At 52.7% G+C, this 15,061-nt stretch carries 14 protein-coding genes and 1 tRNA gene; 9 read left to right on the top strand and 6 right to left on the bottom strand.

What is annotated here, in order from left to right; all coding sequences use genetic code 11:
- Nucleotides 1-6: 6 nt before the first annotated feature.
- Nucleotides 7-258, bottom strand: a complete 252-nt coding sequence (locus tag G523_RS0112595; protein WP_022695420.1) for a succinate dehydrogenase assembly factor 2 — start codon at nucleotides 256-258, stop codon at nucleotides 7-9.
- Nucleotides 259-342: 84 nt separating this feature from the next.
- Here G523_RS0112595 and recG point away from each other — a divergent pair, with 84 nt between their 5' ends.
- Nucleotides 343-2,403, top strand: a complete 2,061-nt coding sequence (gene recG, locus G523_RS0112590; protein WP_022695419.1) for an ATP-dependent DNA helicase RecG — start codon at nucleotides 343-345, stop codon at nucleotides 2,401-2,403.
- Here the strand turns inward: recG and G523_RS19235 are convergent.
- The gene (locus tag G523_RS19235; RefSeq protein WP_022695418.1) at nucleotides 2,394-3,143 is read right to left on the bottom strand and encodes a DUF502 domain-containing protein; all 750 of its coding nucleotides are present in this window, start codon (nucleotides 3,141-3,143) and stop codon (nucleotides 2,394-2,396) included. The two genes, recG and G523_RS19235, sit on opposite strands and share 10 nt — an antisense overlap.
- 347 nt (nucleotides 3,144-3,490) lie before the next feature.
- On the opposite strand from G523_RS19235, the gene G523_RS0112580 reads away from it, so the two are divergent.
- The gene (locus tag G523_RS0112580) at nucleotides 3,491-4,354 is read left to right on the top strand and encodes a hypothetical protein (RefSeq protein WP_022695417.1); all 864 of its coding nucleotides are present in this window, start codon (nucleotides 3,491-3,493) and stop codon (nucleotides 4,352-4,354) included.
- A 3-nt stretch (nucleotides 4,355-4,357) separates the two neighbouring features.
- Here G523_RS0112580 and rfaE2 read toward each other — a convergent pair whose 3' ends face one another.
- Nucleotides 4,358-5,794, bottom strand: coding sequence for a D-glycero-beta-D-manno-heptose 1-phosphate adenylyltransferase (gene rfaE2 / locus G523_RS0112575; RefSeq protein ID WP_027441713.1), 1,437 nt, complete (start codon nucleotides 5,792-5,794; stop codon nucleotides 4,358-4,360).
- Between the two features lie 99 nt (nucleotides 5,795-5,893).
- On the opposite strand from rfaE2, the gene G523_RS0112570 reads away from it, so the two are divergent.
- Genes G523_RS0112570 through G523_RS0112555 form a run of 4 tightly spaced genes read left to right on the top strand, consistent with a single transcriptional unit; the run spans nucleotide 5,894 to nucleotide 10,756 of the window.
- Nucleotides 5,894-7,399, top strand: coding sequence for a cryptochrome/photolyase family protein (locus G523_RS0112570; RefSeq protein ID WP_324603006.1), 1,506 nt, complete (start codon nucleotides 5,894-5,896; stop codon nucleotides 7,397-7,399).
- On the top strand, nucleotides 7,396-8,724 hold the full coding sequence (locus G523_RS0112565) for an NAD(P)/FAD-dependent oxidoreductase (RefSeq protein ID WP_022695414.1): 1,329 nt from the start codon (nucleotides 7,396-7,398) through the stop codon (nucleotides 8,722-8,724). The genes G523_RS0112570 and G523_RS0112565 overlap by 4 nt, the downstream gene beginning before the upstream one ends.
- Nucleotides 8,721-9,530, top strand: a complete 810-nt coding sequence (locus G523_RS0112560) for a DUF1365 domain-containing protein (RefSeq protein WP_022695413.1) — start codon at nucleotides 8,721-8,723, stop codon at nucleotides 9,528-9,530. The genes G523_RS0112565 and G523_RS0112560 overlap by 4 nt, the downstream gene beginning before the upstream one ends.
- Entirely contained in the window at nucleotides 9,527-10,756 is a 1,230-nt protein-coding gene (locus G523_RS0112555; RefSeq protein WP_022695412.1) for an SAM-dependent methyltransferase, read from the top strand. The genes G523_RS0112560 and G523_RS0112555 overlap by 4 nt, the downstream gene beginning before the upstream one ends.
- A 2-nt stretch (nucleotides 10,757-10,758) precedes the next feature.
- On the opposite strand, the gene G523_RS0112550 is transcribed toward G523_RS0112555, so the two are convergent.
- Entirely contained in the window at nucleotides 10,759-11,448 is a 690-nt protein-coding gene (locus G523_RS0112550; protein WP_022695411.1) for a DUF6134 family protein, read from the bottom strand.
- 169 nt (nucleotides 11,449-11,617) lie between these two features.
- Between G523_RS0112550 and G523_RS0112545 the strand changes: the two genes are divergently transcribed.
- Genes G523_RS0112545 through metC form a run of 3 tightly spaced genes read left to right on the top strand, consistent with a single transcriptional unit; the run spans nucleotide 11,618 to nucleotide 14,652 of the window.
- Nucleotides 11,618-12,616 carry a cysteine synthase A gene (locus G523_RS0112545; RefSeq protein WP_022695410.1) on the top strand — a complete coding sequence of 333 codons (999 nt, stop codon included), beginning with the start codon at nucleotides 11,618-11,620 and terminating at the stop codon, nucleotides 12,614-12,616.
- Nucleotides 12,617-12,631: 15 nt separating this feature from the next.
- Nucleotides 12,632-13,483 carry a sulfurtransferase gene (locus G523_RS0112540; protein ID WP_022695409.1) on the top strand — a complete coding sequence of 284 codons (852 nt, stop codon included), beginning with the start codon at nucleotides 12,632-12,634 and terminating at the stop codon, nucleotides 13,481-13,483.
- A complete protein-coding gene (metC, locus tag G523_RS0112535) occupies nucleotides 13,480-14,652 on the top strand; it encodes a cystathionine beta-lyase (protein WP_022695408.1) in 1,173 nt (390 codons plus the stop codon). The genes G523_RS0112540 and metC overlap by 4 nt, the downstream gene beginning before the upstream one ends.
- Nucleotides 14,653-14,659: 7 nt before the next feature.
- Here metC and G523_RS0112530 read toward each other — a convergent pair.
- Together G523_RS0112530 and G523_RS0112525 are read right to left on the bottom strand one after the other, a co-directional pair.
- Nucleotides 14,660-14,736: transfer RNA gene (locus tag G523_RS0112530), tRNA-Arg, on the bottom strand.
- Between the two features lie 11 nt (nucleotides 14,737-14,747).
- Nucleotides 14,748-15,056, bottom strand: a complete 309-nt coding sequence (locus tag G523_RS0112525) for an ETC complex I subunit (RefSeq protein WP_022695407.1) — start codon at nucleotides 15,054-15,056, stop codon at nucleotides 14,748-14,750.
- Between the last annotated feature and the right edge of the window lie 5 nt (nucleotides 15,057-15,061).

Here is a 15,061-nt window from a genome sequence, read left to right as displayed (position 1 = left end):
GTCCGGTTAGGCGGCGTACTTAAATTGCTTCAGGCGTTCAAGTATCGGGCCCTGATTCACTGCAGGAACCTCTTTCGTGCCGGTAATCCAGCCGAACACATCCCAGTCCTCAACAGCAAGAAGAGCTTCGAACTCGTCGAGCTCGGCATCGGACATGTCTTCAATGTATTTATCAGCAAATGTACCCATCAGGAGGTCCATTTCCTTGAACCCACGACGCCAGGCACGAAAGGTTAGCTTTCTCCGCCGCTCATCCATAATATTCTCCTGAAAAAGTTTCGCCTTGCCACTTAGGACAAGTCTGCTTCAATTCCAAATCAATCTGCACATTCGGGGGCTAACTTGAATTCCGACGACATCTGTAAAGCGTGGACGAAGCCGATTTCCACGCTCGACGGGATCGGACCAAAGCTGGCCGAATCTCTGAGAGGCCTTATCGGTGGCGCGACCCTGTTCGACCTGATCAGCCATCTGCCACATCGCTGGATCGACCGATCCTTACAGACCCGGTTTGATGAAACGACGCCGGGAGAAACTCAAACTGTCAGCGGGATCGTTCAGAATTTCAATGTCGCGCCGCGAGGCTCAAAGCTGCAGAAGATCCGTTTAGCAGATGATAGCGGATTTCTTACACTCGTGTTTTTCAATTCCAACAGCGGTTACCTACAGAAGCAGTTTCCCATTGGAGAAACAGTCGTTGTGTCCGGTGAGATAGAAGACTTTCATGGTCAGCGACAGATGACACACCCCGACTATGTCGTACCCGCCGACAAGATCGACCAGATTCCTTTGATTGAACCGGTCTATCCACTGCAGGCGGGCATAACGAACCGAAGGTTGTTGGGCTTCATTCGACAAGCCTTAAATCTGGTTCCTGAACCGCCAGAATGGCTCGATGATACCTTGCTTCGACGACATGAATGGCCGTCCTTCATGGAGGCGCTGGGACGTCTTCATGTACCGCAAACACTCGAACCGGAAGTTCTTTCAAATGCGCGCGAGCGGCTAGCCTATGACGAGGCATTTGCCCGAGCTCTGAAATTCCGAGAAATACGCGCAGAAACCATTAGCTCAGTTGCTCCAGTGCTGAATGTTTCAGAAATGGTACTGAACAGTTTCGCGTCTTCACTTCCTTACCCGATGACGTCCGCTCAGGAACGGGCTTGCAGGGAAATCGCAGCGGACGTTCAGAACACACACCCTATGCAGCGAATGCTTCAGGGCGATGTCGGCTCTGGCAAAACGACTGTGGCTGCATTTGCACTTTACCTTGCAGTCTCTTCCGGCAAACAGGCAGTTATTATGGCGCCAACCGAAGTCCTGGCGAGACAATTGGAGGCCAGTATTGGTTCTGTCCTCACCCCACTTGGTATTCGCTCCGTCTGCCTCACGGGGCGGGACAAAGGAAAAGCCCGAGAAAGCATTCTGGATGACATCAGATCTGGCTACATTCAGGTGCTGTCCGGTACTCATGCCGTGTTTCAGGATAATGTTGAGTTCAAGGATCTCGCTCTTGTGGTCATCGACGAGCAGCACCGGTTTGGCGTGAGCGACAGAGTCCGTCTGGCAACAAAAGCTTCTGCGCCGCACCTGTTGATTATGAGCGCGACTCCAATCCCCCGTTCACTATCAATGACTGTGCACGGTGACATCGACCTCAGTATTCTGGATGAGAAGCCAGCAGGCCGTAAACCGGTGGACACACGTATCATGCCGAGCGGTCGGTTAGGTGACATTCTCTCCGGCGTTCAGCGTGTGCTCGGTCGAGATGAACAAGTATTTTGGGTTTGCCCTCGTGTTGAAGACGATACCGACGCGCCGTCCGCGATTTCCCGGGCGGCCATGCTGGACGAGCTATTTCCAGAACAGGTCGGGCTGGTTCACGGACGCCTTGCCGCAAAAGACAAAGAAGCAGCACTGGAAACCTTCAAAGCTGGCGGCACAAAAATCCTTGTCGCCACCACGGTAATCGAGGTCGGCGTCGATGTTCATCAAGCGACGATTATGGTGATCGAAGGCGCACAAGGCTTCGGGCTTGCCCAGCTGCATCAGTTACGCGGACGCGTCGGTCGGGGCGATAAGCCTGCATTTTGCCTTCTGGTATACGATCCGCCTCTTGGCGAAACGGCTAAAAAGCGTCTCTCAACGCTGAGAGATAGCAATGACGGCTTTTACATCGCCGAAGTGGACTTCAAACTCAGAGGGCCGGGAGACATTTTGGGCAACGAACAAAGCGGTTTGCCGGACTTTCGCTTTCTGGACCTCACACGCCATCAGGATCTGCTGCAGATTGCCAATGACAACGCCATCTACATTGACGAACGCGAAAACGGCATTCCCGAAACATATACAACTCTAATGAAGCTACTTAGCCCCACAAAGGCCAGCAAAGCTCAGGTTTGATCGGTGTCCGGAGCGGGTTCTTCCCCGTCTGTTTCTTCCACGTGCTTTGGGGAAACGACACCGGCCGAAACGATGAGCTTCGCACCATCTTCTACACTCATAGACAGATGCTTTACCTTCTCTGCGGGTACGTAAATGAGAAATCCAGACGTCGGGTTAGGCGTTGTTGGAACGAACACACCCAGAAAATCCTGCCCGAGTTTAGCGCCGATTTCGTCCTTGGAGCGTGACGTTAAAAAGCCGACCGCCCAAGTCCCTTCTTTCGGGTACTCGACCAGAACAACTTCTTTGAATGACGAGCTGTCTTTATCACTGAAAATCTCAACCAACTGACGGAGCGGCATGTAAAGCGTACGCAGAATTGGCAGACGCTCGAACAGCTGTTCACTGGTTCGAATCACTGATCGACCGATCAGGTTTGCAGCGATCGCTCCAAGCAATGTAAGTAAAATCACTGCGAACAGCACGCCGAGACCCGGCGTGTATCCAATCAAAGTATCGACCGTGAAAAGACCGAAGTCATAATCCCGGACTCGTTGCGGGATAGCTGAGCGCAATACCGGCTTCAGACGTTCGTCAATCCATGACACCGCAACAGCGACAAGAATCAAAGGCACGACAATCGGGATCGAGATCACAAGCCCAGCAAAGAAGCGGGCTCGCAGCCAACCAAAAAAGCCATGGCGCGGATGCTTCTCATGTTCTTCGCCGTGAGAATTTCCGTGGGACGACTTTTTCATTCCTACTCCTACAATTCCTAGGATGTTCGCTTCGTCTGACATTGACTGATTTGCGCCGCATCGCCAGTCAAATCATCAGGATAAGATGTCAGATATGCCTGAGGCAAAATTGTGACGCGTTGCACGGTCTTCGAGCTTGGGTATCACAGTCCCCATTGGTTAAACGCGTGACACCTGCCTGTTTCCGCGATTTCCTTTCAACTGCCGTGTTCTGTCTCAGCTTTGCCCAAAATCTGGCGCAGACATTTTACACGCTTCCCAAAAGCTGTATGCCAGACGAACAAGACACGTCTCGGCAACTGAAGAATCAGATTAGCTCAACTATCGCCGCTTAAACGGAATTTCTAATGTCGACTGAAGCCTCTCCAAGCCAACTTACCCGCCTGGTGCCACCGCTGACGATTATTGCTCTTGTCATCATGATTGCAGGCGCGATTTATCACGTCGCGGTCATCGCACCGCCTCGGGCCCCGGCATTTGAACGCGAGAGTGCGCCAGAAGCGGCAGACTACGCAGATATTAGTGGATGGCACCACCGGCCAACGACGGACCGAGAAGGCGGTTGGGAGCGCCCTTGGGGCGTCGATGTCCTTTGGTTTCCAGCAAGCCCAGGCGAATTTCTAGGTGGATGGAATGTGCCTTTGGACTGGGCGGGCATTGAGAATGCAGAAAACGTCCCGGTCTGGACTTCGCGAATAGAAGAAGCAGCGACCGACCTGTTTGTGCCGCGCCGTCGGTTCGCCTCCCCACTCAGCGGCGAACAAATAGACCGCGAAGGCGCTGAGGCGCTAGAAACCGAAGACATTCTGGCGGCTGCAGATCACTATCTTGAAAATGATCAGCTTATGAGAGGCATTTTCCTCGGTGGGTCCGATGATGGGGTCGCCGCTGCAATGGAAGTCTATTCGCTTCGTCTTGATGGCGTAATGCCGTTCACCAATTCGTTTGGCGGATTGATCGTAGGCCGCAACACTGCAGCAACGACCGCAGACACATTTCCAGACTGGCCATCGTGCGAGGGCGCGGCCGCGTACCCGTGCATTCTGGACCTTCGCGGGAATAATGCTGATGAGGCCGAACGACGGGTTCTGGCGACACTTGGCGCGTTTTCAGAATGGCTTGACGAAGAGGTTCCAAAACCCGCTGCACCATTGCCGCCATTCGAGACAATTGAACTATCGCCTATCAACCGCCCCGAGCATGAACTTTAGGCGCTACAGAGACTTACTCTTCTCGATAGTTCCGGTCGTACTCCGTCCTTCGAGTATCGGACAAATAAGAACTTCGCCGCCTCGCGCACTGACGATATCAGCGCCGACTACGGACTCAGGCGTGTAGTCCCCACCTTTTACGATTAAGTCGGGCTGAACCATCCGGACGAGCTCTAAAGGCGTATCTTCTTCAAAAATCATAACAGCATCGACAGATCCGAGCGCTTCAAGAACTTCGCGTCTATCATCCTGATTGTTCAGAGGCCTGCTCTCGCCTTTTAGCCTTTTCACAGAAGCATCTGAATTCAGGCCAACAATCAAACGGTCACAGTGCTGAGCAGAAAACTCAAGAACGCGGATATGGCCTGCATGCAGGATATCGAAACATCCGTTCGTGAAACCGATCTTCAGGCCTTCAGCACGCCAGGCTGCTATGCGCTCTTCCAATGGAAGGTGCTGTCTGGACCGACGCGCCTGATTTGTTGCTTTAATGGCGAGTGCATCGCGAATTTCCTGATTGGACACGGTCGCGGTGCCAGATTTGCTGACTGCGATCCCTGACGCAATGAGAGCAAATTGCGACGCTGTGGCCATATCAGCGTTTTCAGCCACGGCCAGTCCCAAAGCAGCGAGACTCGTGTCGCCAGCGCCAGAGACATCGTACACTTCCCGTTTTTCAGCAGGAAAATGCGACACATCCCCGGTTTCAGAGATGAAAGACAAACCTTTCTCGGAGCGGGTTACGAGAAGCCCCTTAGCTGGAATCTTTGCTAGCAGTTCGCGCAGCGCAGTTTCGACGTCTTCATCTTCAGAAACTTTGCGTCCGACTACGCCCCCCAGCTCTGACGCATTGGGCTTTATAAGGTCTGCTGCGCCATAGCGGGCAAAGTCGGTTCCCTTAGGATCCACGATCAGAGGGATTTCGTTGTCTGCTGCTGCTTTGAGACAGGCCTCGATTACGCCCTCTGTCACGCAGCCTTTAGCGTAATCCGACAGAAGAATGGCAGCGGCTTGTTGCGCTTCCTCCGCAATGGAATCGCACAGCCGACCTTCCACAAATTCAGAAATGGCACCCTGTTCTTCTCTGTCGACCCGAAGCAATTGCTGGCCGTTGGCCACATAGCGAACTTTAAGCGTGGTGTGTCGGCTGGAATCCTGCACCGTACAGCCTACGAGACCGTCGGTTTCTGAGAGTAGTTTCAGCAACTCCTCTGCTTCTGGATCCGCTCCGGTCACACTGCAAACGACTGCGCGCGCGCCGAGCGATGCGACATTGCGAGCAACGTTACCAACGGCACCCAGCATTGAGGTGACAGTTTTTTGTTCAAGAACAGGGATCGGAGCTTCAGGTGATACACGGCTTACGCCTCCGTAAACGAAACGATCAAGCATAATATCTCCAACGCACAATATCGTCTGATTGGCTGCTGCGTCACACACACGTTCAAGAAGCTGGTATTGAGTATCCACTTTCCATCCTTCAGGTTTTGAGCGGTGTGTTGGTTCTACCAATGATCCGGTTGGAAAGTCACAAATTTTCTGATCCGCTGTGAACTAATTTTCGTAGAGAGCGTTGGATCAAAAAGGATAAAAGTCATTTCTGCTGAAGATATATCACTTGTCTGGTTTCGAGATGACCTCCGCCTCAGCGCAAATCCTGCGCTGAATGCTGCTGCGGATGCAGGAAAACCAATTCTTTGCTTCTATCTTTTGAACGAAAATGATGAGCACCATCGCTTACTTGGTGGCGCCAAGCGATGGTGGCTCGATAAATCCTTACACGCACTTTCGAAAAAAATCGAAAGCCTTGGAGGCAAACTTTTTCTGCAGCGCAATACCGACCGTTCTACGGCTGACGTACTGCTTGATGTGTGCAAATCGCACAACATAAGGTCGGTGTTCTGGAATCGCCGTTACTCCACCTCGGAAACGGACATAGACAAAAAAGTGAAGTCCGCTTTGAACGAAGCTGGGCACACGCCTTCATCGTTTAACGGAAGTCTTTTGAAAGAACCGTGGGAAGTCAAAACCAACTCAGGTAATCCGTATAAGGTCTTCACGCCCTTCTGGAACGTTTTGAAACCGGATTTTCAACCAAACCATCCCAATGGAGTTCCAGATTGTTCTTTCTTCTCGGACTTCGAATGCGACGATCTACGGAACTGGGCGCTTCATCCGACGAAACCTGACTGGTCGGACGGCCTTGGAGAGGCCTGGATACCAGGCGAAGACGGTGCGAAGGCGTGTCTGGAAACATTTTTCGACGAAGGTTTGGAGGGGTATAAAGAAAAGCGGGACCGCCCTGATCTGCCCAATACCTCCGGGCTTTCGCCCTACCTGTCTTTCGGTGAAATTTCAGTCCACGAAATCTGGTCCAAAACTTTGCAAAAGATATCTGAATCGCCAGAGCTTGAATCCGATGGCTGGGCGTTCCTGCGTGAACTTGCGTGGAGAGATTTCTCCTATTCACTCCTCTTCCAGAGCAAAGATCTGTCGACCGATAACTGGAATGACAAATTCGACGGTTTCCCGTGGGAAAAGAACGAGACCTGCCTGACCGCATGGCAGAAGGGGAAAACAGGATATCCGATCGTTGACGCCGGCATGCGTGAGCTTTGGACCACGGGATGGATGCACAACCGCGTTCGCATGATTGTCGCATCTTTCCTGATCAAGCACCTCATGATCGACTGGCGCACCGGAGAAGAATGGTTCTGGGACACGCTCGTCGACGCAGACACTGCGAACAATCCAGCCAGCTGGCAATGGGTTGCAGGAAGCGGTGCTGATGCGTCGCCATATTTCCGTATTTTCAACCCGATCACACAGGGTGAAAAGTTCGATCCAGACGGCGTTTACATCCGCAAATGGGTGCCAGAACTGTCGAAATTACCGAAGAAATATCTTTTTGAACCGTGGGACACCCCTCGAGACGTACAGAAGCAATGTGGTGTCTTGATCGGCCATGACTATCCGAAACCAATTGTAATCCACAAACAGGCGCGCCAGCGCGCACTCGATGCATATGAAAGCCTGAAGACATGAATTCTACGCGACAAAAAATTGCCGTTGTCGGCTCGGGCATTTCCGGTTTGAGCGCCGCATGGGCTTTGAAAGACAAGGCTGATGTAACGGTATTTGAAGCCGACAACCGATTTGGCGGTCACGCGAAGACAGTCACCGTGGACTATGACGGTTCACATATCGATGTTGATGTCGGTTTCATCGTCTGCAACCCGCTCAATTATCCCAACTTCATGCAGTTCATGGATGAACTCGGCGTAGAGACCATGCAAAGCGATATGAGCTTTTCGGTCAGCGATCCGGCTGCATTTGAATGGTCTTCAAACCCGAACGGCATTTTTGCATATAAACGTAATTTCTTCCGGCCTTCATTTCTAAGGCTTCTGCGCGACATCTTCCGCTTCAATGCGAGGGCGAGAGACGCCGCTGGAGATGACGCTCTGCCGTCAAACATGACGCTGGCGGAATATCTTGATGATATCGGAATGTCCGAAGACTTCCGTGCCAACTATATCTACCCGATGGGCGCTGCTATCTGGTCTACTCCGGAAGCTAAGATGATGGATTATCCGGCGCGGTCGTTCCTGCGTTTCTTCAACAATCATCGACTTCTGCACACCGAACGTCCACAATGGCGGACCGTCAAAGGCGGTAGTCAGGCTTACGTCTCGGAACTCGTCTCGCAGCTTGGAAGCCGGGCCCGAATGAATGCAGCCGTAACTCGTGTTGACCGCACTTCGGACGGGGTCCGAATTACTGTAAACGGCGGCACGGAAGACTTTGATCACGTTATTCTCGCCTGCCACGTACATCAGGTGCAGGATATTCTTGGTGACGGCTTTGAATTTCAGGCAAGCTCACTCGCGCGGAGCCGCGTGAACGAGAATGTCGCTTACCTGCATCGTGACGCAGCCCTTATGCCGAAGCGTAAGCGCGCGTGGGCAGCGTGGAATGTCCTTAAAGGGGAAACGCAGAAAATCACACTCAGCTATTGGATGAATATCCTCCAGAGTATCGACGAGGAAAAGCCTCTCTTTGTCACACTGAACCCGGAAACACCGCCGCGGAGCGATCTGACATTTGGCCGCTTTGAGTTTACCCACCCAATGTTTGATCTGGCTGCTGCCGAAGCCGTTGAAGCGATGGAAACCTATAATGGTCGCGACGGCCTGTGGTTCGCCGGCGCTTGGCTCGGACATGGTTTTCACGAAGATGGTCTGAAGTCGGGGCTGCGCGTGGCGCTCGCATTAGGCGCCGAACTGCCCTGGGAACCGGTCGGCATTTCTCCGATTACACAGGCGCCGATGATTTCCGAGGCTCAATCTGCTAATGTCGCCGCACAATGAGCGAACAGGCGCCCATCCACTTTCTGGAAGGCAGAACAGCTCACACGCGGTTCGAACCCTTCCGTCGAAGCTTCAGTTATCCGGTCAGGATGATTGAGATCGATGTTGCACGGATGGCAGAAGCCGAAAAGACCCTGAAAGGTTTCTCCATAGACCGCTTCAATCTCATGCGCATCCGCACCAGCAAATATGGCGATCGGACATCATCGGATTTGTCCCGCTGGGCGCGTAACCTCTTTGCCAAAAACGACGTAGAAACGGACGGACGCACTATCCGGCTTATGACCTTTCCGGACATTCTTGGCCAAGGCTTTTCGCCGATTTCCATTTGGACGCTGAGCGATCCCGATGGCGGCGTAGAGGCGCTGATCTATGAGGTTCACAACACGTTTGGCGACCAACACGCTTACGTTGTGCCATTCGCGCCAGACAAATCACGCCACGAAGCGCCAAAAACACTTCACGTATCACCGTTCTGGGATGTGTCCGGTCAATACCGATTCACTGTGAACACCGTCGACAATGAGTTCTCGCTCCTCATTGAGAACCTATCGGACAATGGTCGCTTTCACACGGCAACCCTTCAAGTGACGCGAAAGTCAGCGACCTCTGCGGCATTGATAAAACGAACCGTACTGGCTCCCTTTTCTGGCCTTACGGTTATTGCGAGAATTCACTGGCAGGCACTTCGCCTCTGGCTGAAAGGCGCGCGCTATCACAGTCGACCAAAGGCCCCGGAAAAGGCCTACTCAATAGCAACTTCGTCACCATCACTCGAAACTACCAACGGGAGGGCGCTTCGATGAGTACTGTTTATGAGATTTCCAACGAATCCACGATGAAGGAAATCGCATCCCTGCCCACATCTGTCCGGCTTGCATGTCTGGCACTTCGCTCGACGCGAAAGGGACGCCTGATCCTGACACTACCCGACGAACGGATGTTTCGCTTTGATCACGGAATCCCGGGGCCAAAAGCCGAAATCCACGTCAAAGACAACGCAATGTTCAGACGTGTCCTTGGCGCAGGCGACATTGGCTTTGCCGACGCTTATATGGATGAGCAGTTCGACACGCCCGATCTGACAGCCGTTCTGGCTTTTTTTGCGGTGAACTTTGACCAGGCAGGCAAGCTCGGTCGGGGCAGCAAATTCCCGAACGTCCTTCGTTTCATCGTCAATGCCCTCACCCGGCAGAACACGAGGAAAGGATCAAAGCAAAACATTCTTTCGCACTATGATCTCGGAAACAGCTTCTATGAGAAATGGCTGGATCCATCGATGACATACTCATCTGGAATCTTTGAAGATGGCGATACCATTTCAGATGCCCAGCGGCGCAAATATGACCATATCGCTCGCAGCGTGGGCGCGGCTCCCGGCAAAGAAATCCTCGAGATCGGCTCCGGCTGGGGCGGATTCGCCGAGTACGTTGCAAGCACTTACGGATCAAAAGTTCGCTCGATCACGATTTCTGATGCTCAATATGAATATGCGCGCAACCGTATCCATAAAGCAGGACTATCCGACCTGGTTAGCATAGAACTATGTGATTACAGGGATGTGGATGGCAGTTTTGATGCAGTCGTTTCAATCGAAATGTTCGAGGCTGTCGGCGAAGCTTTCTGGCCCGGATATTTTGAAAAGATTGAAAGCCTGCTGCGTCCCGGCGGAAAAGCAGGCCTCCAGATCATTACGATTGAGGATGATCTTTTCCCACGATATCGCAAACGCGTTGACTTCATTCAGAAGTACATTTTTCCGGGTGGGATGCTGCCTAGCATTTCCGTCTTGAAAGATGTCATTTCTACCGCAGGCCTGCAGTACGAATCTGAAGAAATGTTCGGGCAGAGCTATGCGAAAACGCTGAACATCTGGAATCAGGAATTCCAGCGTCACTGGAACGACATCCAGCAGCTTGGGTTTGATCGCAAGTTCCGCAATCTATGGGAATATTATCTGAGCTATTGCGAGGCCGGCTTTAGTACTGGCCGAACAGATGTCGGCCAGTTCCTGCTTTCCAAACCTGAATAGCTTTACCGAAGCACGTACTCGATGGTCTGGCCGCGCGCATCAAATTCGCATTTCACCCAGCGGCCAGCCTCGTCATACCAGAGATCGACTGTCAGATCTGAAACGAGACGATATCGCTGGGCCGTAATAGACTGACCTCCAGCTTCAATCGTTTCCTCGCCCAAGTGCGAAACTTGAATATCGAGAATCTCTCCGCTTTCCGTCGAGAGGATACGCTCGCCCATAACCTGACTGATATTCCAGTGGCTGGACGGCGTTATCGTGGGTGCAATGTCCCCTGAAAAGAGCGTGCCGTTCACATTCAGAGCATCACCGGCACGTTCCGCCACCACTGTATAATCGTCGCCCTCTTTTTTAGTCTCGCCTTCGAGGAAGACCAACTGTCCGTTTTGCCAGACTTCTTCGCTGTCATGCAGATAGTGAAACACTCGGATCGGACCAAATTTCACTTCCAGTTCAATGTCGCTTTCGACGCGAACTTCACCGTCTTCCACTTCGAAACGAACTATGTGTTCGCCAAACTCATCTCCGTCCCGAAGAACAGAGAACCGAAGCTGCTCTCCGTCCTGCGGTGTCCAACGGAGTGTGCCATTCGCTGGTTCCGCGACGTTGGCGCTTGCATAGTATGGCATGGCGGTGAGGCCTACCAGGCCGATGGACATTAGCATGGCTTTAGGCGTCAGGGCTTTCATTTCGTCTCTCCATATCTGTTTCACAAAGAGAGCAAAGAAACGCTCTGTTTAGAGAATCTGATTGCTTCCTCTGAATTGGCATACGAAATGAGAACGTCTGAAGATCACTCGAAGTTCAGTTGAAACCTGTAGTGCATCAATTTAGCCTGTCGTTATCAAGGAGACGGACATGACCATTCACCAGAGCGTTGTTGATGCTATCGGGAACACCCCTCTAATCAAACTTCGCCGCGCGTCCGAGGAAACCGGCTGCACCATTCTGGGTAAAGCAGAATTCCTGAACCCGGGCCAATCTGTGAAAGACCGCGCCGCTCTGGGCATTATTCGCGATGCTGAAGCGTCAGGGCGTCTCAAACCGGGCGGAACTATCGTTGAAGGCACGGCCGGTAACACAGGCATTGGTCTGGCGCTCGTGGCTAACGCGCTCGGCTATAAAACAGTGATCGTATTTCCGCGCACCCAATCGCAGGAAAAGCGCGACGCAATTAAAATCCTCGGAGCCGAGCTGATTGAAGTCGACGCAGTGCCATACAGCAATCCAAATCACTATGCCCGCTATTCCGGACAACTCGCTGAAGAGCTCAACAAGAAGGATCCGAACGGTGTCATCTGGGCAAACCAGTTCGACAATGTCGCGAACCGCAAGGCTCACTACGAAACAACCGGTCCGGAAATCTATGAACAGCTCAACGGCAAAGTAGACGGCTTCATCTGCGCAGTAGGTTCTGGCGGCACGCTTGGTGGCGTCTCAATGGCGCTCAAGGAGCGGAACAAAGATATCAAGATCGGAATCGCAGACCCGGGCGGCGCTGCGCTCTATGGCTATTACAAGAATGGTGAACTGAAATCAGAAGGTACGTCTGTGACTGAAGGTATCGGCCAGGGCCGTATCACAGCCAATCTTGAAGGCATTGAAGTAGATCACGCCTACCGCATAGACGACCCGACGGCACTGAACATCCTGTTCAATCTGGTTCAGGAAGAAGGTCTCTGCCTGGGCGGATCTGCGGGCGTAAACATTGCCGGTGCAATTGAGCTCGCAAAAGAGCTTGGCCCGGGCCACACAATTGTTACGATACTTTGTGACTACGGCAACCGCTATCAAAGCAAGCTGTATAATCCGGAATTCCTTCGTTCGAAGGATTTGCCGGTTCCGAGCTGGATGTAGGAATAAGGACTGATCATGACATCGACCGACCCAATGGTTACAGCCCAATGGCTGAAAGAACATATCAACGCACCAGATGTTTGCGTTGTTGATGCCAGTTGGGTTCCGCCTTGGATGCCCAATGCGGGCGATGGCGTGTCTCGATCACTCTACAAGGAAGCTCATATTCCAGGGGCGGTATTCTTCGACATCGATGAAATTGCCGACACCGACAGCTCCTTGCCACACATGCTGCCGTCACCAGAGAAGTTTTCTTCTCGCGTTCGCAAGATGGGCCTCGGCGATGGCAAGACGATCGTTGTTTACGATCGATCCGGATTCATGGCGTCAGCGCGCGTCTGGTGGATGTTCCGCTTTATGGGGCATGCAGACGTCAAAGTACTTGATGGCGGCTGGAACGCATGGATCGAATCTGGTGGAGCCACAGAGGACATGGAACCTGTCATGTCCGAACGCCACCACACGGTGCGGGTCCAAAACCATCTTCTTAAAACATTCGATCAGATGCAGTCAGCTGTGAAAGACGACACCACGCTGATCCTTGATGCTCGCCCTGCCGGTCGCTTTGCAGGTAATGAGCCGGAACCGAGACCGGGTCTTTCATCCGGCCACATGCCGGGATCAGCAAGCCTGCCAGCGACAAGTCTGGTAAAATCTGATGGTACTTTGAAATCCGAAGCCGAGCTACGTGAGGCTCTGGCATCTTTCAAGGCTAATCAGGAAATTGTTGCCACGTGCGGCTCTGGCGTCAGTGCTGCGATCATTCTTCTCGCATTTCAGCGAATTGGTCGCAATGACATCGCGCTATATGACGGCTCCTGGTCTGAGTGGGCTGAGAAATGCCCAAATGATATTGCCACTGCATGAGCGAAGATAAGCGCAAACCCAGCACGCGCCTCATCCATGATGGACGACAACATGGCGGTTTTGATGGCGCTGTAAATCCGCCTATCCGCCGTGCGTCGACTATCCTCACGGATGACGTGTCTAAATTGTATGGTGGCGCAAAGTCTCTATATGGCCGGATGGGTACAGATACACAGGAAACGCTCTCAGACGGCCTCAAATCCCTTGAGAACGCTGAGCACGTTCAACTCGCGCCAACAGGCCTCAGCGGATGCGCGCTCGCGATGGCGTCCGTACTGAACAGCGGTGATCATCTTCTGATAACGGACTCGACTTACGGGCCAAGCCGCAGATTCGCTGAACGCTATCTTGCCCGCATGGGCGTTACAACGACCTTCTTTGATCCGAGGATTACCGCGGACGCGTTTGCAGCGCTGATTACACCGGAGACCAAAGCGGCGTTTTTCGAAATGCCGGGGTCGTTGACGTTCGAACTACACGATCTGAACGCTCTGCTTCCTCTGTGCAAGCAGCACAACATCATCACGATTTTGGATAACACATGGGCAGCAGGCGTCTTCTTTAAGCCTCTGGATGCAGGCGTCAATATTTCAGTTCAGGCTCTGACCAAATATGTCATCGGTCACTCTGACGGCTTTGGTGGCGCAGCAATGACCAATGACCAACGCATTGCGCTGAAACTGGATCAAACGGCGAATGACTGGGGCGTAGGCATGTCGCCCGACGATGCGTATCTCGCACAGAGAGGCCTGCGCACGCTTCACTCCAGAATCACTCAGCAGGGCCGTACAGCGCTGAATATCGCTGAATGGCTGGCGGAGCAGTCCGAGGTTAAGGAGGTCTACCACCCTGCCCTCAGCACACACCCTGACAACGCGATCTTCAATGATCTGTTTTCAGGCGCATCCGGGTTGTTTTCCTTCGCTCTCTACAGTGAAGATGCTGCTAAACTAGACCGTTTTTTTAAAACGTTTCAGCTGTTCGGATTCGGGTTTTCTTGGGGCGGTTTTGAAAGCCTGATTCTTCCATGCAATCCGCAACTCAAGCGCTCCACATCCGATCGCTGGAAATCTGGAAGTTATGGCACTCTGGTGCGCGTACAGATCGGATTGGAAGACGAAGCTGACCTGACCGAAGAACTGCAACAGGCTTTATCAGAACTGCACTGACAGGGAATGGCGACCCCTGCAGGACTCGAACCTGCAACCGTCGGATTAGAAGTCCGGTGCTCTATCCAGTTGAGCTAAGGGGCCCTGATGAACCCCTAGTGGGTCCAAGACTGCTTTCTGTCGGCAGCGAAGTTCGCGCTGTAAGATTTCACCAGACGTTTCGATGGACGCGGATCTTCAACAGAGAACACCAGACCTTCGCGGTTGGCGTAAGCGATTGCTTCGTCACGAGTTTCAAATGTCAGTCGAACCTGAGAAGAGGTATCATTCGTGGAGATCCAGCCCATGAGCGGGTCTGACTTACGCGATGCGTCCGTATTCACGAATTCCAGCACCCAACGATCAGATTTCGCTTTGCCTGACTGCATGGCAGTTTTGGCGGGTTTGAAGATCCGTGCACGCATCAGTC

The organism is Ponticaulis koreensis DSM 19734 (assembly GCF_000420665.1).
GTDB lineage: Bacteria > Pseudomonadota > Alphaproteobacteria > Caulobacterales > Hyphomonadaceae > Ponticaulis > Ponticaulis koreensis.
The sequence above is the reverse complement of the archived record's forward strand: the minus strand, read 5'-3'. Positions and strand labels throughout refer to the sequence as shown.